Below are 25,489 nucleotides of genomic sequence, written 5' to 3' on the forward strand. Positions count from 1 at the left end.
GACGTGGACCGCGATCCGCACGAACGCCTCTTCGGCCTGCGGAATACGAGTGCCGAGCCCCGACAGCGGCGACGCCGTCGGCGGCACGCCCGGGCCCGGCGCACGCGCGGGGTTCTTCCAGTCGACGCGCGGCTTGGGCAGGAAGACCTGCATGCCGTCGGTGACCAGAAGTCCGCCGACGAGGAACAGGAAGGAGGCGGAGGGCAGCGCGGCCCCGAACACCATCACGAGCACCATGGCTTACGCCCCCGGTCGGAAGAGAGAGTGATCCCCTGCTCGCCGACCAGGCTTCCCGGCACACCGCTGGGAACCATACAGGTTCTTGACGCTTCTTTAACAGCTCTTGGTGAGCCTGGCCGGGGCGGGATTCTGCCGGGTTCCGGCAACGAGGGATCGCCGCTTCTCCCTGATCGGGGAACCCGGCCGGCGGCCTCTCGAACGGCAGCCCAGGACGCCCACGCCCATGGTGACGTCCAGGTGCGCCGGGAAGTCTGGTCGGCAATGGCCGAGGCTGCGGCAGGCCCTCCTGACGCCGCCCCATGTCCTGGAGGTCGACCTGGGCGGCCGGGTGACCTACCTCAGTCCTGGTGATGGCGCGGCCTTCTTCACGGCGCTTCTCGCGGCACGGCCACACGGCAACCGGATGATCGTCTCCCACGCCGGTGCCCAGGCACGGGCCACCCTCGACCAACCGGGTCTGCCCCGCGCCCTGGACATCTACGAGGGCGACGGCCCGGACAACACCTGGCGCCGCCGGTCAGGACGTGGCGGCGAGCAGCCGTTCCAGCAGATGCGAGGCCGTGATCACACCGAGGAGCCGGCCACCGGCCGCGTCCTGCTCCACGACGGCCACCAGGGGGCTGCGTACTCGCGCCATCTGCGCCGCCACCTCCAGCGCGGTGTCGTCCGGGGCGGCGACCGGCGGCGCGGGCACGGTCTTCGACAGGCAGTCGCGCACCTTGCGGCCCTTGAGCGCCTGGCACAGTCGGTCGGCGTGATGTTCGTCGACCACGGCGGCGAGCGTCGGGTCCTCGACCACGTACACCGGCACCAGGATCTTGACCATCTGCGAGGCGGGCAGGACCGCCTTCGGCGCGCCCCGCTCGTCCACCACCAGCAGTGCCGGCAGCCGGTGTCCGGCCATCAGACGCGCGGCGTCCATCGCGTCGCTGTCGAGGCCGACCGTCTCGTACTCCACCGCCAAGTCACGCGCCCGCACGCCCGGCTCCCGTCTCGCTCCCGAAATCCCGACGGTCACCGTCGCACGGATGATGCGGACGCACTGCCAGGACGGCTCTTCGCACGATACAACCGGCCTGCCCAGCGGCCTACGACGCGGAGAGCAGGTCGGTCGGGGGGCACCGGCCGCCGACCGTGGCACGATGCGAAGGTGACTCGGTCCCGGGCAGGAGACGGCTGCTTCGACGACGGTGCCCGGCCCGGATCCCCCAGGGCCTGCTCGTCCTCGGCCGCACACGCCCCCGGGCGGGGCAAGGAGTCCCCGTGAGCAACGCCCGACGTCACGGCCCGGACGAACACCCCACCGAGGTGGCGGAGTTGGCCGCCGGGCGCGTCGAGTACCGATTCGACCGGCGCGGTCCGGCCACGGTCATGGTCTTCTACGGCGGGCACCTGCGCGCAGGACTCTCGCTGGGCGAGGAGGTGTTCACCGAAACCGGGTGTTCGGTACTTGTCCCGTCCCGCCCGGGGTACGGCCGCACCCCGGTCCCGACCGGGGGAACGGCCGGCGGGTTCGCCGATGTCACCGCCGCGCTCTGCGCCCACCTGGGGATCACCCAAGTCGCCGCGGTGGTCGGCGTATCGGGCGGTGGACCCACCGCGGTGGCGATGGCGGCACGCCATCCTGCCCTGGTCCGAAGACTGATCCTGCAGAGCGCCGTCGGACCGCTGCCCTGGCCCGACCGCCGCACCCGCCTCGGCGCCCAGATCGTTTTCGCACCGCACACGGAGCGCGTTTCCTGGACACTCGTTCACTCCCTCGTGCGGTACGCGCCCGACGTCGGCCTGCGGATGCTGCTGCGCGACCTCACCCTCCTGCCCGTACGGGACGTGGTGGCGGGCCTTCGGCCGGAGGACCAGGAGAGGCTGCTCGCACTGTTCTCGCGGATGCGGTCGGGGCGAGGGTTCACACGTGATCTCAAGGAACTTGCGACGACCGGAGACTTGGCGGGTGATGCCGGCCGGGTCTCCCAGCCCGCCCTGGTGATCGCCACCCGCCAGGACGCGGCGGTGCGCTTCGTGCACGCCCGGGCACTCGCCACCGCCCTCCCGCACGCCGAGCTGCTCGAAAGCCGCGCCGACAGCCACCTCGTCTGGTTCGGCCAGGACTGGCCGCTGATCTCCGAACGGATCCACGCCTTTCTCGCGGAGGGTCCGCCGAGGACCTCATAGCGTGTCGAAGACCTCATAGAGTTGGGGGACGATCTCTGTCCGGGCCGCAGAGGGGTGAGGCTCGCCTCGGATCCCGGTACGGGCACCCGTCGGCCCCGCTGCCGGTGCCCGGCAGCGGGGCCGTCCGTCGTGCTCCCCTTGAGTCATCGTGCACGCCAGGGGTACACCATCGCACTGCCGGTTCCCGGCAGAGTTCACGAACGTCTGGATGCCGGTCGTCGCCAAGAAACCGTCACCGGCGCGTCAAGGAGCGAAGGGGTGACGTGAAGGGGCACGAAACATCTGAGCAGTACCTGGACGGCTATGCCCACCTCCTGGTGGACGTCTCCGCCACCGGCCGCCGCCTCACCCGCGAGGAGATCGAGTCCCGACGCGCCCTGGGTGAACAGGCCACCGACACCGGCCACGGACTGCGCACCCTCGTCAACGCCCATCTCGCCGCCACCCGCGCAGCGTGGCCCGACACCCCCGGCTCCGCCGACAGCACCCTGGCCGCGATGCAGCAGGTCGTCGACGCCTTCGCCGAGGGCTACGAGCGCGCGCAGCGTCTCGCCGTACGCCAGGAAGAAGCCGCCCGGCGGGAGTTCATCGACGACCTTCTCTACGCCCGCAGCGACCTGGGCCGGCTCGCCGAACTCGCCGAGCGCTTCGGCCTGCGCCTCTCCCACACGCACGCGGTCGCCGTTTCGCAGGGCCCGACACCTTACGACGAAAGCGCCTCGGTGCCCCGCCAGTTGGAACGCTCCCTCATCGCCCGCTTCGGCGACCGCAGCATCCTGCTCACCACCAAGGACGGCCGGATGCTGTGCATAGCCCCCGGCGACCAGGACGAGGTCCTCACCCACTTCGCCAAGCAGGCGTGCGCCGCCACCGACGGCGGACGTGTCGCGATCGGCCGCGCCCAGCCGGGTACGGGCGGGGTCGTCCAGTCGTACGAGGAAACCCTGAACACCCTCGAACCGGCCGAGCGCCTGGACCTCGACAACCTCGGCCCGCCCGCGGTGGCGTCCACCCCCTCCTCGACACCCTCACCACGCACTTCGCGTGCGGCTGCGTCGCCGCCGAAGCCGCACGCCGCCTCTCACTCAGCGTGCGCGCCCTGACATACCGCCTGGAGCGCATCCACCAGCTCACCGGCGCCAATCCCGCCGACCCGGCCTACCGCTACATGCTCCAAACCGCCGTCATCGGCGCCAGGTTGCTGGACCGGCCGGCCAAGGAACTATGAGCAGCCCCGGTCAGCGGCAGCCGAGAGCTCGGCCGGAGATCTTGAGACAGATGGCGAGATGCGGAAGAGCGGGAAAATTCATATCCACTGCTCCGCACGCGAGTTCCGGGCTCACACAAGATCTTCGTGGCCATTGAGCCTGATCACGCAAGGTCGATGCCCGGAGCAAGCGGGCGGCCCTGAAACAGTGGCTTGCAGAGGGGCCGGTCGGCAGGGTTTCCGCCTGCCGACCAAGAGAGGTGATCGTGGAAGGGGTCGCCGTGTCGACGTCGAGGACACCCAGACGCCGCTCCTGGGGGAACAGGGCACTGACCTTCTCCCAGACGGCACGCGTGCGGTCGGTGGGGCCGGCCAGGAAGGCCGCGTCGCCTTCGTAGGGGGTGTAGTTGGCCTGGATGAAGGCGCGCACGTCGACGCGCTCACGCCACGAGGGTGTCGGCGAAACCGCGCCATGCCTCGGTTGCGCGTGTTCCGGCCGCCACTGTCGTCGTCATCGCCGGTTCTCTCCCTTGCTCCGCACTGGAATGCCTCACTACCGATACTCGTGCGATACCTCGGCCGATGAGAGGGCCGGTCAAGACCCTGATCCCGGCCGTCCGACCCTCCGTGGGGGCCGAACGGCCCTTCCCGGTCGGGACACGCTCATACGACGGGCAGGTCGGGGCGGACCAGGGTGCCCGACCGGCCGTGGACGATCTCGTACGCCGCGTCCAGGGCCCCTATCGCGGCCAGTCCCCCGGTGTGCTCGACGAACCGGGCGGCGGCCTCGGTCTTCGGTCCCATGGAGCCGTCCGGGAAGTCGCCGCCGCGCAGTTGCCCGGGGGTTGCGCCGAGGACGGGCTGCTGGTCGGGGGTGCCGTAGCCGGAGTACACGCAGGGCACGTCCGTGAGGATGAGCAGGAAGTCGGCCTTCAGGTGCTCGGCGAGCAGGGCTGCCGTGAGGTCCTTGTCGACGACGGCCTCCACTCCGGTCAGCGCGCCCGTGTCGTCGTCCGCGGTGACGGGGACGCCTCCGCCGCCCGCGCAGATGACGAGCGTGCCGCTGACCAGCAGGTCGTGGATGGTGTCGGTCTCCAGGATCCGTTCGGGTGCCGGGGAGGGGACCACGCGGCGCCAGCCTGTGGTGTCGGCGCCGATGTGCCAGCCGCGTTTGCGGGCGAGCGCGGACGCGGTGCCGTGGGGGTAGACCTGGCCGACGAACTTCGTGGGGTGCTCGAAGGCCGGGTCGTCGGCCCGGACGAAGGTGTGGGTGACCAGCGCGGCGATCCGGCGGCCGGGCAGGGCGTCGTGCAGGGTGCGGGCCAGGAGGGACCCGATCATGCCCTGGGTCTGGGCGCCGAGCAGATCGAGCGGGTAGGGGGCGCTGAGGGCGGGGTCGGCGGCGCTCTCCACGGCGAGCAGGCCGATCTGGGGGCCGTTGCCGTGGGTGATGACGATCTCGTGGTCGTGGGCGAGGGCCGCGATCGCAGTGGTCACGCGGTCGATGTTGGCCTCCTGGACCACCGCGTCGGGGCGTTCGCCGCGGTGCAGCAGGGCGTTGCCGCCGAGGGCGACGACGATGCGCATGGCTCAGTCCTCCAAGGTGGCGACGAGTACGGCCTTGATGGTGTGCAGGCGGTTCTCCGCCTGGTCGAAGACGATCGACGCGGGGGACGAGAACACGTCGTCCGTGACCTCCAGGCCGTCCAGTCCGTAGGTGTCGAAGAGGTCCTGGCCGAGGTGGGTGCGACGGTCGTGCAGGGCCGGCAGACAGTGCATGAACTTGACGTCCGGGTTGCCGGTGGCGGCCAGCGTCTTCTCGTTCACCTGGTACGGGAGGAGCAGTTCGATCCGCTTGCGCCAGGAGTCGGCCGGCTCGCCCATGGAGACCCATACGTCGGTGTGGAGGAAGTCGGCACCGTGTACGGCGGTGTCGACGTCCTCGGTGAGGATGATCCGGGCTCCGCTGTTCTCGCCCAACGCCCGGCAGGCGGCGACGAGTTCGGCCGCCGGCCACAGTTCCTTCGGTGCCGCGATCCGTACGTCCATGCCGAGCAGGGCGCCCATCGACAGCAGCGAGTTGCCCATGTTGTTGCGGGCGTCGCCGAGGTAGCAGTAGGCGATGTCGGGCAGTGGCTTGGAGCTCTGTTCGTGCATGGTGAGGACGTCGCACAGGCTCTGGGTGGGGTGCGCGGTGTCGGTGAGGCCGTTGTAAACGGGGACGCCGGAGTAGGTGGCGAGTTCGGTGACGAGGGCCTGGTCGGAGCCTCGGTACTCGATCGCGTCGAACATGCGGCCCAGCACGCGGGCGGTGTCGGCGATGGACTCCTTGGCGCCGATGTGGGTGTCACCGGGGCCGAGGTAGGTGGTGCTGGCACCCTGGTCTGCGGCGGCGACCTCGAAGGCGCAGCGGGTGCGGGTGGAGGTCTTCTCGAAGATCAGCGCGAGGTTGCGGCCGGTCAGCCGGGGCTGTTCGGTGCCGTTGCGTTTGGCGGCCTTGAGGTCGGCGGCGAGGTCGAGGAGGTGGTGGATCTCGGGGGCGGTGAAGTCGAGTTCGCTCAGGTAGGAGCGGCCTCGCAGGTCGACGGTCATGACGGTGGTCCCTTTGCTGAGGCAGGCGATCAGGCGGCCGGGTCGCGTTCGATGGGGCAGCTCATGCAACGCGGTCCGCCTCGGCCGCGGCCGAGTTCGGCGCCGGCGATGGTGACGATCTCGATGCCCTGCTTGCGGAGGTAGGTGTTGGTGGTGACGTTGCGCTCGTAGCCGACGACCACGCCGGGGGCTACGGCGAGGAAGTTGCTGCCGTCGTCCCACTGCTCGCGCTCGGCACTCCGGATGTCCTGCGGCGCGGACAGCATGCGGACCTTGTCCAGGTCCAGGGCCTCTGCCAGGGCGCCGGCGAGGTCGGAGTTCGGGGTGACGTCGAAGCCTGTCTCGCGGGTGTCGCTGGGCCGCAGCGTCCACGAGCGCAGGGAGTCCACGAGGCCCGGGTAGATGGCGAAGGCGTCGCGGTCGACCATGGTGAGCACGGTGTCGAGGTGCATGTAGGCGCGGGCGGCGGGGAGTTGGACGGCGATCAGACGGTTCGCCGTGCCGCTGGCGAAGAGTCGGGAGGCCAGGTTCTCCACGGCCTGGGCGGTGGTGCGCTCCCCCATGCCGACCATGACGGCACCGTTGCCGAGGACGTGGACGTCGCCGCCCTCCAGGGTGCCGACCTCGCCGTCCAGGAGTGGCGTGGTGACGGTGCCGGCGAACATCGGGTGGAAGCGGTAGATCGCCTCGGCGTGCAGGCTTTCGCGGCGCCGGGCGAGCTTGGCCATCGGGTTGACGGACAGACGGTCGTACATCCAGCAGGAGTTGTCGCGCGGGAAGAGGTGGTTGGGGAGCGGCGTGAGCGCGAAGTCCTCGGCGTCGAGGGTGTTCCAGACCAGGCTGTGCGGTGTGGGGAGCGTCAGGTCGCTCTTGAGGATGCCGCCGATGAGGTTGGCGGCGAGCGTCTCCCCGTCGAGGTCGATGCACAGCTCTCGCAGGGGGTCCATCAGTGCGGGGCCGACGGTGGCCGGGGTGACGACCCGCTCCAGCAGCCAGTCGCGGGCTTCGGGGTCGGTGAGGGTCTGGGCCAGCAGGTCGGTGAAGTAGTGGACGCGGGCCCCGTGGTCGCGCAGTACCTGGGCGAAGGCGTCGTGCTCCTCGCGGGCGCGCTTGGCCCACAGGATGTCGTCGAAGAGCAGGGCGTCGACGTTGCGCGGGGTCAGCCGGGAGAGTTCGAGGCCGGGGCGGTGCAGGATCACCTGGCGGAGGCGGCCGACCTCGGAGTCGACGTGGAAGGCGGTGGCGTTCATGGCGGGGCTGCTCCTCTGGTCGTACGGGTGCGCGGGCTGAGGCGGGGCACGGTCAGCGGTGGTTGCGGCGGCGGTTCCGTAGGAAGGCCCCGGCGCGGCTGGTGGGAAGCGCGCGGGAGATCCGCTTGACCGGCGGGGCGGCGATCTCGGGGGTCCTCCCCCTGCCGACGGGCTCGGGGGTCGGCTCCTCGCCGTACACGCCCTGGCCCCGCTTCAGCCACACGTACACCGGGAGGCCGAGGAGCAGGACGAACAGGCCGTAGTAGACGGTCTGGTAGCCGCTGCCCTGGATCGCCCAGTACGAGAAGACCATCGCCAGGACGGAGACGGTGATGTCGCGGGCCAGGCGTCGGCCGGCGATGCTCTCGTGTCCGCGCACCAGCAGCCAGTACAACTGGGCGGCGGCGGAGAACAGGTACGGGATCACGGCCGTGAGGACGCTCAGCAGCACGATCTTGGTGAAGACGTCGTCGAAGCGCGTGTAGCTGAACACGGTGATCAGCGAGGCGAGGACGGTCGAGGCGACGATGCCGAAGACCGGGACGCCGTTCTCGCCGCGCAGTTTGGCGAAGGCGCCGGGGAAGAGTCCGTCGCGGGCGGCGGCGTACGGCATCTCGGCGCAGAGCATGGTCCAGCCGTTCAGCGCGCCGATGCCGGAGACGATCGCGGCGACGGCGACCGTGTCGCCGGCCCAGGTGCCGCCGAGGATGTTGTTGGCGGCGTCGGTGAACGGGGCGGTGGACACGCCGAGTTGGCCGTGCGAGACGGCACCGAAGACGGCGAGGGTGCCCAGGATGTAGATGACGGCGCAGGCGAGGGTGCCGTAGATGGTGGCGCGCGGGACGTTGCGGCCCGGCTCGCGGACGCGTCCGGCCACCACGGAGGCGGCTTCCAGGCCGATGTAGCTGAACAGCGCGATCGGCGCGGCGGCCGAGATCGCGCCCATCGCCGACTGGCCACTGGCGTTGAACGAACCGAAGTTGTGCGGGTCGATGAACAGCAGTCCGACGGTGGCCATGAAGAGCAGCGGGACGAACTTCAGCACGGTGGTGAACACCTGGAAGGCGCCCATGTTCCGTACGCCGGTGAGGTTGATCGCGGCCGGTATCCAGAGCCCGATCAGCGCGATACCTATCGAAATCGCCGTCTTGTGGCCGGTGTTGACGAACACCTCGACATAGCCGACCCAGGCCACCACGATCGCGGCGTTCCCCGCCCAGGCGGTGATCCAGTACGACCAGGCGTTGAGGAATCCGGCGAACTCACCGAAGGCCTCACGGGCGTAGACGTACGGTCCGCCGCTCCCCGGGACGCGCTTCGACAGCGCCCCGAAGGTCACCGCCAGCGCGAGGGCGCCCAGCGTGACGACCCCGAACGCCACGAGCGCGATCGGCCCGTACGGCGCGAGAGCCGAGGGCAGCGCGAACACCCCGGTCCCGATGATGGTGCCGACCACGAGCGCGGTCGCACCGGAGAGGCCGAGTGCCGCCTTGGGAACCGCCCCTTCACTGCTTTTCGGGGTCCTGGGCATGGTGGTGCTCCTTGTGCGCGTGGCTGCGGGGAACCGCTCTGTGCCCGATCCTTCTCGGCGGCGGTGACCGTGGTCAGTGGCCGACCATCCCCACCCGGGGCCATTGGTCCCGGCCGTCAGGTCCCGAACGGCCCACCGACGTGACGCGTGGACGGTCCCCGGAATGCAGGACGGGTGTGCCGCTCACGCCGGACCAGGCGTCAACTTCCACACCGGTCAGGGCAGTTGTGGACCATCAACAGGTCCCGTCGTGGCGTTGTTCGGTCGTCGCGGATCAGTCCCGAAGAGACTCCCCTGAAGCCAGAGCCATCTGCGTACGGTCCCGGCACCGAGGCGGATCGGCACCGGTCCGCCGCAGCCGACGGAACACAAGGGGAGGCGCAATGGCGAATGTGGAAGTGTCGCTGAAGGAAATGACGGCCGGGATCGAGGGGGCGTTGGGGGCCGCGGTCGTCGACTACACCAGCGGGATGGCGCTGGGCACGCTGGGCGGCAGCAAGAGCCTGGACCTGACGGTCGCCGCCGCCGGGAACACGGATGTGATCCGGGCCAAGGTGCGCACCATGGAAGCGCTGGGCCTCAAGGGCCAGATCGAGGACATCCTGATCACGCTGGACAGCCAGTACCACCTGATCCGCCTGGTCACCGGCCGCAACGGCAACGGCCTGTTCCTGTACCTCGTGCTCGACAAGGGCCGCTCGAACCTGGCCATGGCCCGCCACCAACTCAAACGCGTAGAGGGGGCGATCGAGATCTAGCCCGTCCTGACGTGCAGGGACCACGCCTGCCCTTGATGTGAAGACTTCTTCAACTCATCACATCAGCATGGTCACAAGGTGCGCCCGTGCAGGGCCAGGGGCGTGAAGGATCGGCTTCCGAGGGCGGCCTGTGGTGTGACGCCGCCCTCGGAAGCCGTCACGTACCGCGAGCCGCACTCCCACCCACCCGGCAAGGAGCGAGCATCCATGCAGGTCCCCCTCTACCAGGTCAAGGCGGACTTCTTCCGCATGCTCGGGCACCCCGTGCGCATCAGGGTGCTGGAACTCCTCCAGCACGGGCCGGTGTCCGTACGGGACCTGCTCGCCGACATCGAGATCGAGCCGTCCAGCCTGTCGCAGCAACTGGCCGTCCTGCGCCGCTCCGGCATCGTCGTGTCCATGCGGGAGGGGTCCACGGTCCGCTACGCGCTCGCCGGCGGAGACGTCGCCGAACTCCTGCGCGCCGCACGCCGCATCCTCACCGAACTCCTCACCGGCCAGAACCAGATCCTCGCCGAACTCCAGCAGGCGGACACCCCGGAGCAACCACTGCCCACACCTCGGTGACGTCCGCGACACCGGCGAGCGCAAGGCCGCGGGGAAAGGTTCCGCGCGACCTTCAGCCGGGATGCCGAACGCCGATCGGTTTTACGAACCCGTTGCGAGCCCGAGAGGTTCCACGGGACCCCGCATCCGTACTTCTGTACGTGCGGTTTCCGAACCGGACAGGAGACATGGTGCTCGTTTCACGCAGGGCGGCGGGAGCTCTCTTCGTGGGTGGTGCGCTCAGCCTCACCCTCGGGTCGCTCCTCTACCCCGTCATGCTCGGAGTCCAGAAGGTCGGCAGCGCGCCCGAGCGGGTCATCGCCACCCCGGCGACCGGACCACTCACGGAAGCCGACCGGGATTTCGTGGTCGAGGTGCGCTCCGCCGGACTGTGGGAGTACCCCGTCGGTCAGATGGCGTTGCGGAAGGGGACGACCAAAGCCGTCAAGATCGCAGGGAAGCACCTGATCGACGGGCATGCCTCACTGGACGCCTCCTGCCGCGGAGTCGCCGCCCGGCTGGGCATCACCCTGCCCAATCGGCCGACGCCACAACAGCAGGGCTTCATGGCCACATTGAAGGCGGACAGCGGCAAGCAGTTCGACACCGACATGACGAACCTCCTGCGCGCGGCGGACGGCCAGGTCCTCTCCACCATCGCGAGCGTCCGCACCACCACGAGGAACTCACTGGTCCGCGCCCTGGCCGACCAGGCCAACGACACGGACCTGGACGACCTCACGGTCCTGGAGAAGACCGGCCTGGTCGACTTCGGCCAGGTCCTCGTCCAGGAGACCACCGCGCCCACGCTCCCGGCCCAGGATCTGACCCCGCCGCCCCCGGTCGCGACACAGCCGCAGGTCGTTCTCACTCCGTCGGCGAGCAGCACGCCCTCGCCGAGTCCGTCGGTCGGCTGACTCCATCCATCAGGAGTGATCCACAGGTACCGAGCACTCCTCGGACCGGCGCACGCCTGGGCGAGGTGGCCGCAGTCGGGGCCGAGCGCGCGCCACCCGGCCAGGGGCGATCGGCAGGTGAGCGGGGCCCTTCGGCCCCTGCCCCCGCGATCACCCCGCGAGTTGGCTTGGTGGCATGGCCGCCACGCTCGCCCCGAGCACCCCGGCGCCACCCCGCGCCCCACACCGGAGAAGCACACCGGGTGTCTGTCGCGCAGGGTCCTGAACACTGTCGGCCGCCCGTACATCCCGGGCGGCAGAACGGAGGGACGTCATGGCAGACGCTCCGCGCTCGTCCCACGCCTACCTCGTGGGCGGCGGCATCGCCTCCCTCGCGGCCGCCGCCTTCCTCGTCCGCGACGCCGACTTCCCCGGCGAGCAGATCCACATCCTGGAGGAACTCCCCGTCGCCGGCGGCTCGATGGACGGCAGCGGTGAGCCCGCCGGGTACGTCACCCGCGGCGGACGCATGTTGGAGGAGGCGGCCTACACCTGCCTGTGGAACCTCCTGGAGACGATCCCCACCCTCACCGACAAGGCGGTGTCGGTGCGCCAGGAGATCACCGAGTTCAACGCCAAGTGGCCCACCGACGCCAAGGCCCGCCTGATCGGCCGGGGCACCACGATCCTGGACGCCGCCGACTACGGCCTCGACACCCGCGACCGCCTCGAACTGACCCGCCTGCTGGTACTGCCCGAAGCGGTCATCGGCGCCCGCAGGATCGAGGACTTCTTCTCCCCGCACTTCTTCGCCACCAACTTCTGGACGATGTGGCGCACCACGTTCGCCTTCCAGAACTGGCACAGCGCCATCGAGCTCAAGCGCTATCTCCTGCGCTTCATGCAGGAGTTCCCCCGCATGCACACCCTCGCCGGCGTGCGCCGCACCCGTCTCAACCAGTTCGACTCGGTCATCCGGCCGCTGCGTACCTGGCTGGAGGCCCGAGGTGTGGTCTTCGAGTACGGCGTACGGGTCACCGACGTCGACTTCACCACCGACGAGGAAGGCGTACGGCGCACACGCCGTCTGCACCTGGAACGCGGCGGGCGACCGGACACGTACGAACTCACCGCCGACGACTACGCGTTCCTGACCCTGGGTTCGATGACCGCCGACGCCGCCTATGGCACCGACGACACCGCGCCCGAACTGGTCCGTGACAAGCGGGACGGCGGCTGGCGGCTCTGGGAGACCCTCGCCACCAAGGCCGACGACTTCGGCCGCCCCACCGCCTTCAACGGCAATGTGGACGAGGCCAAGTGGGAGTCGTTCACCCTCACCCTGCGCGACCCGCTGCTCCTGCACCGCATCGAGGAACTGTCCGGCAACCTCCCCGGCACGGGCGCCCTGATGACGTTCAAGGACTCCAACTGGCTGATGAGCATCGTCGTGCCGCACGCCCCGCACTTCGACGGCCAGCCCGAGGACGTCTACACCCTGTGGGGCTACGGCCTGTTCACCGACCGCGACGGCGACTTCGTCGGCAAACCGCTGGCCGAGGCCACGGGCCGGGAGATCCTCACCGAACTCCTCGGCCACCTCGGCCTGTCGGACATCGAGGAGCAGGTCGCGGCGACCACGACCGTGATCCCGGTGATGATGCCGTACATCAGCAGCCAGTTCGCCCCGCGCACCACGCACGACCGACCCCTGGTCATCCCGCGCGGCTCCGCCAACTTCGCCTTCCTGGGCCAGTTCACGGAGATCCCCGAGGACGTGGTCTTCACCGTCGAGTACTCCGTGCGCGGCGCCATGCACGCCGTCTACGGCCTCCTCGGCCTCGACGAGCGCGAGATACCCGGCATCTACCACGCTCTGGCCGATCCGGCGACGGCCTTCGACGTGCTCAGGGCCGCGCTGGCCTGAGAGGAAGCAGCAGGAAGGTCAACTGGCCCTGTGACAAGGCCAGTTGACCTGATCCCCGGCCCGCCTCCACTCCCGCATTCTGCGGGAAACCCGACGAAGGGAACCGGATCATGACCGACACCGGATCGCTCCTGGCGAAGGTGGTGGGACCGGAGCACGTCCTCACGGAGGACGGTGTTCCGGAGGAGTACGGCCACGACGAGTCACTGGCCGTCGTGCCGCGACGGCCGAGGTACGCGGTGCGTCCCGCCACGGCGGCCGAGGTGTCGGGGGTCGTCGCGGTCGCCGCCGCGCGGCGGGTCCCCGTGACTGCGCGAGGCTCCGGCACCGGGCTCTGCGGGGCCTGCGTGCCCGGCACGGACGGGATCGTCGTGTCCTTCGAGCGCATGGACCAGGTGCTGGAGATCGACGCCGACAATCACGTGGCAGTCGTCCAGCCCGGTGTCACCCTGGCCGAACTCGACCGCCACGCCGCCGAGTTCGGGCTGTGCTATCCGGTGCGCCCGGGTGAGCAGAGCGCGTCGGTCGGCGGCACCATCTCCACCAACGCCGGTGGCATGCACGCCGTCCGGCACGGCGTCACCCGGCACCATGTCCTCGGCGTGGAGGCCGTGTTGGCCTCCGGCGCGGTCGTACGCAGCGGCGGCAAGTACGTGAAGACCAGCACCGGCTACGACCTGACGCAGTTGATCGTCGGCTCCGAGGGCACCCTGGCCCTCGTCACCGAGGCGGTCCTGCGCCTGAAGCCCCGAGCCGGGCACAGCGCGACCGTGCTGGCACCCTTCGCCACGGCCGAGGAGATCACCCGCGCGGTGCCGCGCCTGCTGGCCCAGGGCCTGGATCCGCTGGCCCTGGAGTACGTCGACATGCTCACGATGGCGGCGATGACCGCCCGGCAGGATCTCGGGCTCGGCATCCCGGAGCAGGTCCGCGAGACGGCGCTCGCCTATCTGGTCGTGGTCCTCGAAGAGCAGTCGTCCGAGCGGCTCGACGCCAATGTGGAGTCGCTCGGCGGGCAGTTGCTCGACCTGGGCGCGGCCGACGTCTACGTGCTGCCCGCAGCAGCCGCACGCCAACTCATCGAGGCCCGGGAGCAGGCCTTCTGGGCCTCCAAGGCGGCCGGCGCCGACGAGATCGTGGACATCGTGGTGCCCCGCGCGTACCTGCCCCGGCTGCTCGCCGCGGCGGACGTCATCGCCAAGGACAGCGGATCGGTCATCACCGGCTGCGGGCATGCCGGGGACGGCAACGTGCACCTCGCGGTCTTCCAGCCGGACGAGCAGCGACGGGACGAGGTCCTCCGACGACTGTTCCGGGCGGGCACGGACCTCGGCGGGGCCATCTCCGGCGAGCACGGCATCGGGACGGCGAAGAAGCGGTACTTCCTGGAGCTGGAGGACCCCGCCAAGGTGGAACTGATGCGCCGGATCAAGCACGCCTTCGACCCCGACGGGATCCTCAACCCCGGTGTCCTCTTCGACTGAGCCGGAACGAACCGACCGAGCGCGTGAAGGACGGAATCACCGTGAACGGTGCCCATGCCGTTGCCCGCACCCTCCTGAAATCCGGGGTCGAGGTGTGCTTCGCCAACCCCGGCACCTCCGAACTGCACTTCGTCGCCGCCCTGGACGACGAGCCCAGCCTGCGGGCCGTGTCCTGCCTGTTCGAGGGTGTGGCCACCGGCGCGGCCGACGGCTACGGCCGCATGACCGGCCGACCCGCCGCCACCCTGCTTCATCTCGGCCCCGGGCTGAGCAACGGCCTGGCCAACCTCCACAACGCCCGCCGCGCCGCCACCCCGGTGGTGAACCTGGTCGGCGACCACGCGACTTTCCACAAGAAATACGACGCGCCGCTGGAGTCGGACGTCGACGCGCTGGCCCGTACGGTCTCCGGTTGGGTCCGCCGCTGCGGCGACCCCGCCGCAGCCGGCATTGACGTGGCGGAGGCGGTTGCCGCCGCGACCGGTGCACCGGGGCAGGTGGCCACCCTGCTGCTGCCCGCCGACGTGTCCTGGTCTGAGGGTGCCCGGCCCGCGCCGCCGCTCGCGGCCCGGCCACCCGCCGCCGTATCCGCGCAGACGATCGGCACCGTGGCCGCGGCCCTGCGTGGCGGCGAGCCCGCCGCCCTGCTCCTCGGCGGCACAGCCACCCGCGAACCGGCGCTGAGCGCGGCCGGCCGGATCGCCGCCACCACCGGTGCCCGCCTCCTGTGCGAGACGTTCCCGGCCCGCCTGGAACGCGGCGCGGGGCTGCCCGCCGTGGAGCGGCTCGGCTACCTCTCCGAGGGGGCGACGGCCCAACTCGACGGCGTACGGCACCTCGTGCTGGTGGGCGCCCGCGCCCCGGTGTCGTTCTTCGCCCACCCGGGCCTGCCCGGTGTGCTGACGCCGGACGACTGCCGGATCCACACCCTGGCCACGACGGCCGACGACATCCCCGCGGCGCTGGACGACCTGGCGGACACCCTGGCCGCGGACACACCCGCGGTGCTCCAGGCCGCCGTACGGCCGACTCTGCCCACTGGCGAACTGACCGCCGAGACCGCCGCTGCCGTCGTCGGGACGCTCCTGCCGGAGGGAGCGATCGTGGTGGACGAGGCGAATACCTCCGGTCTCTGGCTCCCCGGGGCAACGGCGGGAGCACCACGCCACGACTGGCTCACTCTCACCGGCGGGGCCATCGGCCAGGGCCTGCCGCTCGCCGCCGGCGCAGCGATCGCCTGCCCGGACCGGCCGGTGCTGTGCCTGGAGGCCGACGGCAGTGCCATGTACACCATCTCGGCGCTGTGGACCCATGCCCGCGAGGAGCTCGACATCACCACCGTGGTCTTCGCCAACGGCTCGTACGCGATCCTCGACATGGAATCCCAGCGCCTCGGTACGCCCGCGAACGGCCCCGCCCACCGCGACCTGCTCGATCTGACCCGGCCCGGCCTCGACTTCGTCGCCCTCGCCCGGGGCATGGGCGTACCGGCGTCGCACGCGACCACGGCCGAGGACTTCACGGACCGGTTGCGCGAGGCCTTCGCCGAGCCGGGGCCGCATCTCATCGAGGCTGTTGTGCCGGCGCTGTTCTGAACTGTCACCGACCGACGGCCCACATGGCTTGCCGCCGGCCCTCGGAGCAGCGGCGACGGCGAACCAGGTCGCGCGAGACCACAATGGAGCCGGGTCTGATCACGGGCAGCGGATGTTCACCGGTCGAGTTGTGCCGGTACACGTGTCGGCCGATGTGGCCAGTCGTTACGATCATGACCCTCGCTTCGCTGACCAGGGGGTCTTGTGACGACGAAAGGCCCCGCACGCCGCCATGGCTCACCGTTCGGATGACCAAGCTCCCTCCCTTCTCGGCGGGTTCGGCCTCTCCCCGGAACCACCCGCGGTCCACGCGAAGGTGCTGCGGGACGAACTCGTGGCGGCGGCCGAGTGGGCCGCCCAATACCTGAGCGAACTGCCCCAGAGCCCGGTCACTCGTCCCCTGCCTCCGCAGGTGCGATCCCGGCTGCGCACCGGACAACTGCCGCAACGGGGTGGGGAGTTCGGCGGGGTGCTGGACTTCGTCCGCGACGAGATCGCGCCGTACCCGACCGGGAACGGACACCCCGCGTTCTTCGCCTGGGTCAACTCGCCGCCCGCACCGGCCGGGATCGTCGCCGACCTGCTGGCCTGTGCCGTCAACGCGACCTGCGGAATGGGCGAGAACGCCCTGATGGATCTGGAACGCGGCACCGTTCGCATGCTCGCCGACCTGGCGGGCCTGCCCGACGGCGCGGGCGGGGTGCTGACCAGCGGCGGCTCCATGGCCAACCTGCTTGCCCTGGCCACCGCCCGCACCTGGTTCCTCACCCGGCGCGGCTCCGCCGACGGCGCCGCCTTCGACCGCGACCACGCCCGTCTCACCCTGTACCACAGCGCCCAGGCGCACATGTCCGTCGCCAAGGCGGCCGCCTGCATCGGTCTGCCCGCCCACCGGCTGCGGCCCGTCGCCACCGACCCGCAGGACCGGCTGGACCCCGCCGCGCTGCGCGCCGCGGTCATCGCCGACCTGGACGCGGGCCTGCTGCCCTTCTGCACCGTCACCACGCTGGGCACCACCGCCACCGGCGCCGTAGATCCCCTCGAACCGATCACGGACCTGTGCCGGAGCGTGGGGATGTGGCACCACGCCGACGGGGCGTGGGGCGGACTCGGCGCCGCCGTGCCGACCCTGGCGCCCCACTACGTGGGCGTCGGCGGAATCGATTCGCTGACCGTGGACCCGCACAAGACCCTCAGCGTGCCGGTGGGGTGCGGGGCATTGCTCGTCCCGGACCCCGAGCACCTGCACACGGCCTTCGCCCACCAGGCCTCCTACCTGACCGCCGGCGAACCGGACGCACTGCCGTGGCTGTCCCATGCGACGATCGAACTGACCCGTCCCGGCACCCGGGCCCTCGGCCTCTGGGCCACCCTGCACCACCTGGGCCGCGACGGCGTCACCGGCCTGATCGAGCACTACCTGGCCCTCGCCGACCAGTTGCGCGAGCGGATCACCGCCGAACCCCGGCTTCACCTGCTGGCCGGCGGTCCGTGGCCGGTCGTCTGCTTCCGGATCGCCGACCCCGACCTGGGCGATCCTGATGCCCTCCACTCGCGCATCGCCCGCCGCGTCCAGGACAACGGACGCGCCTACCTCGCCACCGTGGCCGTCCACGGCCGCACCGTCCTGCGCGCCGCCCTGTGCAACTACCGCACCACCACCGGCGACCTAGACCTGCTGATCCGCGAAGTCCTCCACGCCGCCGACGACGAGCGCCCCGCCTGAGCGAATCCGTCGGCCACCGACGTGCTCGGCGCAAGGTGGGCACAGGTCCCGTGATCACGAAGCTGCGACGCTCCATGATCGACCAGGGAGACCTGTGCCCACGGCCTTCACGGGGACCGAGCCGCTCACCTGCTGTCGCTGCCCCCGGTGACGTCCATGAGGACCGCCCGTCCGGCCTCCAGCCGGGCCGCCGGAATACGGAACGGCGAGCAGGAGACGTAGTCGAGCCCCACCCGGTGGAAGAAGTGGATGGACTCCGGGTCACCGCCGTGCTCGCCGCAGACCCCGGTCTCCAGGCGGGAGTTGACGGCTCGGCCCGCCTCGACGGCCAGTTCCACGAGTCGGCCCACGCCCTCCTGGTCGATCGTCTCGAACGGCGACACGGCGAAGACGCCCTTCTCCAGGTACAGCGGGAAGAAGGAGGCCTCGGCGTCGTCGCGGGACAGGCCCCAGGTGGTCTGGGTCAGGTCGTTGGTGCCGAAGGAGAAGAAGTCGGCGTACTCGGCGATACGCCCCGCGGTGAGCGCGGCGCGCGGCAGCTCGATCATCGTGCCGATCGGGCAGTCGAGGGTCGTGCCGGTCTCCTCCTGGACCTCGACGAGGACCCGTTCCGTCTCGGTGCGTGCCAGCCGCAGTTCCTCGACCGTCCCGACGAGCGGGATCATGATCTCGGCACGCGGCCGGCCACCGGCCCGCAGCCGCGCGCCCACGGCCTCGGCGACGGCCCGCACCTGCATGGCCATCAGACCGGGCACGGCCAAGCCGAGCCGGACACCGCGCAGCCCCAGCATCGGGTTCTCCTCGTGCATCCGCTCTACGGCGGCGAGCAGTTCGCGGTCGTGCGGGTCCGGGTGCTCGGTGCGGGCCAGGCGTACGGCCAACTCCGTGCGGTCCGGCAGGAATTCGTGCAGCGGCGGGTCGATGAGCCGGATGGTCACCGGGAGTCCGTCCATCGCCTTCAGGATGCCGGTGAAGTCCTCGCGCTGGAGGGGCAGCAGGGCTGCCAGGGCCTCCTGGCGGGCGCTGTCGTCGCGGGCCAGGATCATCGCCTCGACCAGTGACCTGCGTTCGCCGAGGAACATGTGCTCGGTGCGGCACAGGCCGATGCCCTGCGCGCCCAGACTGCGGGCGCGTACGGCGTCCTCGGGGGTGTCCGCGTTGGCCCGGACTTCGAGGCGTCGTACGGAGTCGGCGTGGGTGAGGGCGCCCAGGACCGCCTCCGTCAGCGGGCCGTTCGCGGTGCCCGTCTCCAGGGCGCGGCCGACGTCGGAGGCGGTCAGCGGGAGTGCGCCGAGGTGGACGGTGCCGGCGGTGCCGTCGACGGAGATGGTGTCTCCCTCGTGCACCAACACGCCTGATTCCGTGGTGAATTGACGTGCTGCCGGGTCGACGGTGAGGGATTCGGCGCCGCAGACGCAGACCTTGCCCATGCCGCGTGCGACGACGGCCGCGTGGCTGGTCTTGCCGCCCCTGCTGGTCAGGACGGCCTGTGCGGCGATCATGCCGGGGAGGTCGTCGGGGGTGGTCTCGCGGCGGACGAGGACCGTGTCCTCGCCGGCCGCGGCCCGTCGTACGGCCTCGGCGGAGTCGAAGACCACGACACCCACAGCCGCGCCCGGGGAAGCGGGGACGCCCTGGGCGAGGGGCACGTCGGCCGGGGTGGTGTCGAAGCGGGGGAACATCAGGCGGGTCAGTTCGGTGCCGTCGACGCGGACCAGGGCCTCGTCCGAGTCGATCGTGCCCTCCTCGCGCAGGTCGTGGGCGATGCGGAAGGCGGCCTCGGCGGTGCGCTTGCCGACGCGGGTCTGGAGGATCCACAACTTGCCGCGCTCTACGGTGAATTCGACGTCGCACAGGTCGCGGTAGTGGTGCTCCAGGGTGCGGAGGTGATCGCTGAGCTGGATGTAGGCGCGTGGGTTGAGCCGCTTCAGCTCGCTCAGGGGCAGTGCGTCGCGGACGCCCGCGACGACGTCCTCGCCCTGGGCGTCGGGCAGGTAGTCGCCGTACATGCCGCGTTCGCCGGTGGCGGGGTCGCGGGTGAAGGTGACACCGGTACCGCTGCTTTCGAAGGTCACGGGGGAACGGAGGTTGCCGAAGACCATCGCCTGGACGTTGACGGCGGTGCCGAGGTCCTCGGAGATGTGTTCGCGGTGACGGTAGACGTGGGCGCGTTCGCCGTTCCAGGAGTCGAAGACCGCGCGGATGGCGCGGGTCAGTTGTTCGGCCGGGTCCTGGGGGAAGTCCTCGCCGGTCTCCTTGCGGATGATGGCCTTGAACTCATCGGTGATCAGGGCGAGTTCGGCGGTGTCGAGGTCGTGGTCCCCGGTCACCTCGCGCTGTGCCTTGTGCGTGGCGATGGCCTGCTCGAACAGCTCGCCGTCCACGCCCATCACGGTGTGCCCGAACATCTGGATGAGCCGCCGGTAGGAGTCCCACGCGAAGCGCTCCTGTCCGGACGCCTCGGCAAGCCCCGTGACAGAACGGTCGTTGAGGCCGATGTCGAGGATGGTGTCCATCATCCCGGGCATGGAGAAGCGGGCGCCCGAGCGGACGGACACGAGCAGCGGATCGTCGGGGGCACCGAGGGTGCGGCCCATGGTCCGCTCCAGCCCGGCCAGCGCGCGGGCCGCCTCGACGGCCAGCTCGGGCGGCTCCTCGCCCGTCTTGAGGTAGGCCGTGCAGGCTTCGGTGGTGACGGTGAATCCGGGCGGCACGGGCAGCCCGAGCCGCGTCATCTCGGCCAGGCCCGCTCCCTTGCCGCCCAGCAGGGCGGCCATCTCGCGGCTGCCTTCGGCGAACTCGTACACGTACTTGGTCGGTGCGCTCATCAGGACTCGGGCCTCTCACTCGTGGGGTACGACGGCCACGGGGCAGCCGACGTGATGGATGGCGGCGTGCGTGACGGGTCCGATGCGCGGGCCCGCCGGACGGTCGGTGAGGTGCCGGCCGACCACGAGGAGGGCCGCCCCGGAGGCGGCCCGGAGCAGCGCGGATTGCGCCCGGCCCTCCGCAACCGTCTCGGCGACCTCGACGCCGGGGTACTTGTCGCGCCAGATCTGGAGTACGGCGGACAGGAAGCCGAGCCACTCCTCGGCCCGCTGTGGTCCGCCCACCAGGCCGATCTCGCCGGGGCCGAGCCCCAGCGGGGACGGAGGCTGCCAGGCGTGGACCACGTGGAGCCGTGCGTCGCGCAGCCGGGCCGCCTCGAAGGCGAACTCGATCACCGCGTCGCAGGGATCGCCGAGGTCGACGCCCAGGACCACGTCCCGGTAGCCGGTCAGGACGGAGGGGCGGCCGCCGGGCGCCGCAAGGTGTTCGTCTGCGGCTTCCTCGCCCGCCCGGACGAGAACCACGGGACGGGTGGCGCGGGCCACCACGCCCTGGGCGACCGAGCCCACCAGGAACCCAGTGACACCGCTCAGGCCGCGCGAACCCAGCACCAGCAGCTCGGCCTCCTCGGCCGCCTTCAGCAGGGCGGCGGTCGCGGGACCCTCCACCTGCTCGTCGTACGGGCGGACGTTCGGGGCAACGGCACGGACCCTCGCCTTGGCCTGCCGCAGGACGCGGCGGGCCTGATGCCGCTGCGCGGCTGTGACGGGCTCGCCGTACTCCTGGCGCGGGTGCCAGTTCCAGACATGGGTCAGCCGCAGCGGCCTGTCGCGGCGTGCCGCCTCGCGGGCGGCCCAGTCGGCCGCGGCGAGACTCTCGGCGGAACCGTCGACTCCGGCGATGACGGGCGGCAGCATGATCCGCACCTCCTGCGCTCGGTCTGCTCCTCCCCTCCAGCGTCGTCCCGCGGCCTACGGGCAGGTATGGGCCGCCAGGTCTCCAACCGGGGTCCGTTCGGCCCCTGCGCGCGCCCGCCCCGCACGGTCAGGGTGGTAGGGCCACGGACCTGGAGGGCGGCACACCATGGAACGAGTGATCATCACCGGCGTCGACCGGTCGGCGCGCAGCCGCGTCGCCGCGGACTGGGCGGCGCGCGAGGCGCTGCGGCGCGGGCTGCCCCTGCGGGTGGTGCATGTGGCACCGCCCGAGAACCTGGACCCGGTGGAGCACTGGCCCTACCGCCCGGACACCGTGGCGGACCATGTGGTCGCCGAACTCATCGCACGGCACCCGTCGTTGACGGTCCGCGCGGTGAGCCTCACCGGAGCGCCCGCCCCCGAGCTGCGGACGGCGAGCGCGCACGCGGAACTGGTCGTGCTCGGACTGCGCGGTGAGGGTCAGCACACCCGGATGCCCCTCGGTTCGACCGCGGCGGCCCTGGCCACCGGGTGCGCCGGACCGCTGGTGCTGGTGCCCGGAACCCTCGTGGGGAGGGACGTCCCGGGCCACACCGACGCCGTGACCGTGGGTGTCGACGCCCGGGACCCGGCGGGCGGTGCGCTCGGCTTCGCCTTCGAGGCAGCCCGCCTGCACCGCGTCCGCCTGCACGCGGTGCACGCCTGGGCACTGCCGGCGGACGCCGCAGCGTCGCCCGTCCCGGTGTCGGTGTCGGAGACGGACCGTGCCACCTGGGAGGACCACGAGGAGGATCTGCTGTCCGACGCGCTGCGTCCGTGGCGCGGGAAGTACCCGGACGTCGACGTCCGGGAGGACGTGCTGCTGTTCCCGCCGGCCGAGGCCCTGGCCCACGCCTCGGAGACGTCCGGACTGGTGGTGCTCGGACGGCACACCGCCCCGGGCTCCACCGCACTGGCCCTCCTGGAGCACGCGCGGTGCCCTGTCGCCGTCGTGCCGTCGTAGGCCGGGGCGGTGAGGGGTGTGAGGACGCGTACGCGCATCGCCGTCATCGGCGTCGGGAACGAGTTCCGGCGCGACGACGGTGTGGGCTGGGCCGTGGTCGAACGGCTCCGGAAACGGGCCGAGGCCGGGCCACACCACTCGGACACCGTGTGGGCGACCTGCGACGGTGATCCGGGCCGGCTGATCGCGCTGTGGGAGAGCGCCGCCCTGGCCGTGGTCGTCGACGCGGCCCACGCGCACCCCGGCACCCCCGGCCGCGTCCACCGGCTCGAACTCGACGCCGGACGCATCGACGGACCGCGGTCCACCAGCTCGCACGGGCTGGGCCTCGGCGAGGCCGTCGAACTGGCCCGGGTTCTCGGCCTCCTGCCGGACCACCTGGTCGTGTACGCGGTGGAGGGCGCCGACGGTTCCTTCGGCACCGGCCTTTCCCCCGCTGTCGCGGCCGCGGTGGATCCGCTCGTGACGGCCGTCGAGGACGAACTCACGCGGCACCAGGACGAGTTGGCCGGGGGGCGGTCGTGATGATGCGGCGCTTCCAGGTGTACGGCACCGTCCAGGGCGTCGGCTTCCGCCCCTTCGTGTACCGCACGGCCGCCGACCTCGGCCTGGACGGCTGGGTGGCCAACGTCAACGGTCATGTGGAGGGCGAGGTCGCCGGACCGCCCCGTGCGATCGACGAGTTCACGGCCCGGCTGCGCACCGCCGCGCCCGTCCTGGCCCGGGTACGCCGGGTCCAACTGGCCGACGGCGCACGGCAGTCGGCGTACCGCCCGGGCTTCCACGTCCGGCAGAGCGCGCCCGCACCCGCGGACGGCACGGTCCGCGAGGTCCCGCCCGACGCGGCGGTCTGCGACGCCTGTCTGCGCGAACTGCGCGATCCGCGCGACCGGCGCCACCGCTACCCGTTCGTCAACTGCACGGACTGCGGACCGCGCGCCACGATCATCGAGGACCTTCCCTACGACCGGATCCGCACGACCATGAGCCGCTTCCCGCTGTGCGCGGACTGCGCGGCCGAGTACACCGACCCGACCGACCGGCGCTTCCACGCCGAACCCATCGCCTGCCCCGCTTGCGGACCGGAACTGGCCTGGGAGGGACTGCGCGGTGAGGCGGCGCTGCGCGCGGCGGTCAAGACCGTCGCCGGGGGCGGGATCGTCGCACTGAAGGGGCTCGGCGGCTACCAACTGGTGTGCGACGCCGGCGATCCGGCGGCCGTGGCGGAGCTGCGGAGCCGCAAGCGCCGCCCGACGAAACCGTTCGCCGTGATGGTCCGCGACCTCCGCACGGCGGCCCGGCTGGCGCGGATCGGCGCCACCGAGCGCGGCGTCCTGACCTCCCCTGAGCGTCCCGTGGTGCTGCTCGCCCGGATGCCGTGGCACGGCACGGACCCGCTCGCGCCCGAGGTGCACCCGGGCCTGCGCCGGATCGGACTGTTCCTGCCCACCACCGGCCTGCACCACCTCCTGCTCGGCGACCTGAACCGGCCGCTCGTGGTCACCAGCGGCAACCTCGGCGACGCGCCCATCACCATCGAGGACGACGAGGCCCGGCGCGTCCTTTCGGGCATCGCGGACGGCTTCCTCACGCACGACCGCCCGATCCGCTCCCGCTACGACGACTCCGTGGTGCAGTGCACCGGCCGGACCCGGATCACGGTCCGCCGGGCCCGCGGGCTGGCCCCGGCCCCGCTGCCCTTGCTCGTGGACGAACCCGTCGCCGGGGCCGGCGCCCAGTTGAAGCACACGTTCACGCTCGCCGCCGACGGCCGCGCCCATCTCGGGCCGCACACGGGCGACTTGGCGGACGTGGCGACCCACGAGGCGTTCCTGGCGTCGTACGACCGGTTGAAGCGGCTCACCGGCATCGAGCCGGTGGCCCTCGCCCACGATCTGCACCCCGGTTATCTCTCCACGCAGTGGGCCGAGGCGCAGCAGGTGCGCCGCGTCCCGGTGCAGCACCATCACGCGCACGTGGCCGCCTGCGCGGCCGAGCACGGGGTGCGGGGCCGGTTCCTCGGGATCGCCTACGACGGCCTGGGGCTCGGCGACGACGGCACGCTGTGGGGCGGCGAGATCCTCGTCGCCGACCTCAGCGGCTACCGCCGCGTGGGCAGGTTCGCGACCGCGCCCCTGCCCGGCGGCGACGCGGCGGTACGCCATCCCTCCCGTACGGCCCTCGGTCGGCTGCTGGGCAGTGAGACGCTGGGCTCCCCGCTCCCCTACCCGTGGCTGACCCGGTCCTTCACGGACCGGCTCGATCCGGCCGAGGTGGACATCGTGCGCGCCATGGTCGCCCGGGACGTCAACTGCCCGCGCGCGTCCAGCGCCGGACGGCTCTTCGACACGGTCGCCGCCCTGCTCGGCCTCGCCGACCGGGTGAGTTACGAGGGCGAGGCGGCCGTCCTGCTCGAAGCGGCGGCGGGCGACGAACACGCCGTACCGCTCGCCCACCGCGTCCTGCGGGCGCAGGGCCTGTGGGTGTACGACCCCACGCCCACCCTCACCGACCTGCTGGAACGGCAGGCGGACGGGGAACCCGTGGCCCGGCTGGCCGCCGCCTTCCACGTGACGCTGGGACTCGTCACCGCGGAGTTGGTCGGACGGGCGGTGGCCGAGGGCGCGCCGCACACGGTGTGCCTGGGCGGCGGCTGCTTCGTCAACCGGCGGCTGCTGACCGAGGTGAAACGCCGCCTGCACGCGCAGGGACTGCGGGTACTGGTCGGCGGTCAGGTCCCGGTCGGGGACGGCGGAATCAGCTACGGCCAGGCGGCGGTCGCGGCCGCGCGGCTGGCCCGGGAGAGGTGAACGCAC

At 71.5% G+C, this 25,489-nt stretch carries 18 protein-coding genes and 2 pseudogenes; 12 read left to right on the forward strand and 8 right to left on the reverse strand.

The window, feature by feature from the left end:
• Positions 1–757: 757 nt before the first annotated feature.
• Complete coding sequence (locus OG223_RS01960) at positions 758–1,219, reverse strand: CBS domain-containing protein (protein WP_329241392.1); 462 nt, start codon at positions 1,217–1,219, stop codon at positions 758–760.
• Positions 1,220–1,503: 284 nt separating this feature from the next.
• Here OG223_RS01960 and OG223_RS01965 point away from each other — a divergent pair, with 284 nt between their 5' ends.
• Together OG223_RS01965 and OG223_RS01970 are read left to right on the forward strand one after the other, a co-directional pair.
• Entirely contained in the window at positions 1,504–2,412 is a 909-nt protein-coding gene (locus OG223_RS01965) for an alpha/beta fold hydrolase (protein WP_329241395.1), read from the forward strand.
• 263 nt (positions 2,413–2,675) lie between these two features.
• A pseudogene (locus OG223_RS01970) lies at positions 2,676–3,640 on the forward strand (PucR family transcriptional regulator).
• Between the two features lie 235 nt (positions 3,641–3,875).
• On the opposite strand, the pseudogene OG223_RS01975 reads toward OG223_RS01970, so the two are convergent.
• The 5 genes and pseudogenes from OG223_RS01975 to OG223_RS01995 all read right to left on the reverse strand — a co-directional run.
• A pseudogene (locus OG223_RS01975) lies at positions 3,876–4,134 on the reverse strand (formate acetyltransferase); the annotation flags it as partial.
• Positions 4,135–4,282: 148 nt separating this feature from the next.
• The gene (locus tag OG223_RS01980; RefSeq protein WP_329241398.1) at positions 4,283–5,206 is read right to left on the reverse strand and encodes a carbamate kinase; all 924 of its coding nucleotides are present in this window, start codon (positions 5,204–5,206) and stop codon (positions 4,283–4,285) included.
• Between the two features lie 3 nt (positions 5,207–5,209).
• Positions 5,210–6,211 carry an ornithine carbamoyltransferase gene (gene argF / locus OG223_RS01985; protein WP_329241400.1) on the reverse strand — a complete coding sequence of 334 codons (1,002 nt, stop codon included), beginning with the start codon at positions 6,209–6,211 and terminating at the stop codon, positions 5,210–5,212.
• A 29-nt stretch (positions 6,212–6,240) separates the two neighbouring features.
• Entirely contained in the window at positions 6,241–7,461 is a 1,221-nt protein-coding gene (locus tag OG223_RS01990) for an arginine deiminase (RefSeq protein WP_329241402.1), read from the reverse strand.
• Between the two features lie 52 nt (positions 7,462–7,513).
• Positions 7,514–8,917, reverse strand: a complete 1,404-nt coding sequence (locus OG223_RS01995; protein WP_443073829.1) for an APC family permease — start codon at positions 8,915–8,917, stop codon at positions 7,514–7,516.
• Between the two features lie 458 nt (positions 8,918–9,375).
• On the opposite strand from OG223_RS01995, the gene OG223_RS02000 reads away from it, so the two are divergent.
• From OG223_RS02000 to OG223_RS02030, 7 genes are all read left to right on the forward strand, one after another.
• Positions 9,376–9,750: a hypothetical protein gene (locus OG223_RS02000; RefSeq protein WP_329241407.1), complete on the forward strand. Its 375-nt coding sequence runs from the start codon at positions 9,376–9,378 to the stop codon at positions 9,748–9,750.
• Between the two features lie 207 nt (positions 9,751–9,957).
• The gene (locus OG223_RS02005) at positions 9,958–10,317 is read left to right on the forward strand and encodes an ArsR/SmtB family transcription factor (RefSeq protein ID WP_329241410.1); all 360 of its coding nucleotides are present in this window, start codon (positions 9,958–9,960) and stop codon (positions 10,315–10,317) included.
• A 167-nt stretch (positions 10,318–10,484) separates the two neighbouring features.
• Positions 10,485–11,213 carry a DUF4142 domain-containing protein gene (locus tag OG223_RS02010; RefSeq protein WP_443073680.1) on the forward strand — a complete coding sequence of 243 codons (729 nt, stop codon included), beginning with the start codon at positions 10,485–10,487 and terminating at the stop codon, positions 11,211–11,213.
• A 313-nt stretch (positions 11,214–11,526) separates the two neighbouring features.
• On the forward strand, positions 11,527–13,119 hold the full coding sequence (locus OG223_RS02015) for an oleate hydratase (RefSeq protein WP_329241413.1): 1,593 nt from the start codon (positions 11,527–11,529) through the stop codon (positions 13,117–13,119).
• A 110-nt stretch (positions 13,120–13,229) separates the two neighbouring features.
• Complete coding sequence (locus tag OG223_RS02020; protein ID WP_329241416.1) at positions 13,230–14,603, forward strand: FAD-binding oxidoreductase; 1,374 nt, start codon at positions 13,230–13,232, stop codon at positions 14,601–14,603.
• 41 nt (positions 14,604–14,644) lie between these two features.
• The gene (locus OG223_RS02025; protein WP_329241419.1) at positions 14,645–16,198 is read left to right on the forward strand and encodes an acetolactate synthase large subunit; all 1,554 of its coding nucleotides are present in this window, start codon (positions 14,645–14,647) and stop codon (positions 16,196–16,198) included.
• 232 nt (positions 16,199–16,430) lie between these two features.
• Entirely contained in the window at positions 16,431–17,924 is a 1,494-nt protein-coding gene (locus OG223_RS02030) for a pyridoxal phosphate-dependent decarboxylase family protein (protein WP_329241423.1), read from the forward strand.
• A 125-nt stretch (positions 17,925–18,049) separates the two neighbouring features.
• On the opposite strand, the gene ppdK is transcribed toward OG223_RS02030, so the two are convergent.
• Together ppdK and OG223_RS02040 are read right to left on the reverse strand one after the other, a co-directional pair.
• Positions 18,050–20,752 (reverse strand): pyruvate, phosphate dikinase, encoded by a 2,703-nt coding sequence (gene ppdK / locus OG223_RS02035; RefSeq protein WP_329241426.1) that lies wholly within the window; start codon positions 20,750–20,752, stop codon positions 18,050–18,052.
• Positions 20,753–20,767: 15 nt separating this feature from the next.
• A complete protein-coding gene (locus OG223_RS02040) occupies positions 20,768–21,670 on the reverse strand; it encodes a universal stress protein (RefSeq protein ID WP_329241429.1) in 903 nt (300 codons plus the stop codon).
• Between the two features lie 166 nt (positions 21,671–21,836).
• Here OG223_RS02040 and OG223_RS02045 point away from each other — a divergent pair, with 166 nt between their 5' ends.
• Genes OG223_RS02045 through hypF form a run of 3 tightly spaced genes read left to right on the forward strand, consistent with a single transcriptional unit; the run spans position 21,837 to position 25,483 of the window.
• Positions 21,837–22,673 carry a universal stress protein gene (locus tag OG223_RS02045; RefSeq protein WP_329241432.1) on the forward strand — a complete coding sequence of 279 codons (837 nt, stop codon included), beginning with the start codon at positions 21,837–21,839 and terminating at the stop codon, positions 22,671–22,673.
• An 18-nt stretch (positions 22,674–22,691) separates the two neighbouring features.
• Positions 22,692–23,198, forward strand: a complete 507-nt coding sequence (locus OG223_RS02050; protein WP_329241435.1) for a hydrogenase maturation protease — start codon at positions 22,692–22,694, stop codon at positions 23,196–23,198.
• Positions 23,198–25,483, forward strand: a complete 2,286-nt coding sequence (hypF, locus tag OG223_RS02055; protein WP_443073830.1) for a carbamoyltransferase HypF — start codon at positions 23,198–23,200, stop codon at positions 25,481–25,483. The genes OG223_RS02050 and hypF overlap by 1 nt, the downstream gene beginning before the upstream one ends.
• Positions 25,484–25,489: the final 6 nt, after the last annotated feature.

The organism is Streptomyces sp. NBC_01478 (genome assembly GCF_036227225.1).
Lineage (GTDB): Bacteria > Actinomycetota > Actinomycetes > Streptomycetales > Streptomycetaceae > Streptomyces.

Excerpts from the sequence above, each read along its gene's own strand:
- OG223_RS01980 (WP_329241398.1), bottom strand. The coding sequence starts at position 5,206 with ATGCGCATCGTCGTCGCCCTCGGCGGCAACGCCCTGCTGCACCGCGGC.
- argF (WP_329241400.1), bottom strand. The coding sequence starts at position 6,211 with ATGACCGTCGACCTGCGAGGCCGCTCCTACCTGAGCGAACTCGACTTC.
- OG223_RS01990 (WP_329241402.1), bottom strand. The coding sequence starts at position 7,461 with ATGAACGCCACCGCCTTCCACGTCGACTCCGAGGTCGGCCGCCTCCGC.
- OG223_RS02000 (WP_329241407.1), top strand. The coding sequence starts at position 9,376 with ATGGCGAATGTGGAAGTGTCGCTGAAGGAAATGACGGCCGGGATCGAG.
- OG223_RS02005 (WP_329241410.1), top strand. The coding sequence starts at position 9,958 with ATGCAGGTCCCCCTCTACCAGGTCAAGGCGGACTTCTTCCGCATGCTC.
- OG223_RS02010 (WP_443073680.1), top strand. The coding sequence starts at position 10,485 with ATGGTGCTCGTTTCACGCAGGGCGGCGGGAGCTCTCTTCGTGGGTGGT.
- OG223_RS02015 (WP_329241413.1), top strand. The coding sequence starts at position 11,527 with ATGGCAGACGCTCCGCGCTCGTCCCACGCCTACCTCGTGGGCGGCGGC.
- OG223_RS02020 (WP_329241416.1), top strand. The coding sequence starts at position 13,230 with ATGACCGACACCGGATCGCTCCTGGCGAAGGTGGTGGGACCGGAGCAC.
- OG223_RS02030 (WP_329241423.1), top strand. The coding sequence starts at position 16,431 with ATGGCTCACCGTTCGGATGACCAAGCTCCCTCCCTTCTCGGCGGGTTC.
- ppdK (WP_329241426.1), bottom strand. The coding sequence starts at position 20,752 with ATGAGCGCACCGACCAAGTACGTGTACGAGTTCGCCGAAGGCAGCCGC.
- OG223_RS02040 (WP_329241429.1), bottom strand. The coding sequence starts at position 21,670 with ATGCTGCCGCCCGTCATCGCCGGAGTCGACGGTTCCGCCGAGAGTCTC.
- OG223_RS02045 (WP_329241432.1), top strand. The coding sequence starts at position 21,837 with ATGGAACGAGTGATCATCACCGGCGTCGACCGGTCGGCGCGCAGCCGC.
- hypF (WP_443073830.1), top strand. The coding sequence starts at position 23,198 with ATGATGCGGCGCTTCCAGGTGTACGGCACCGTCCAGGGCGTCGGCTTC.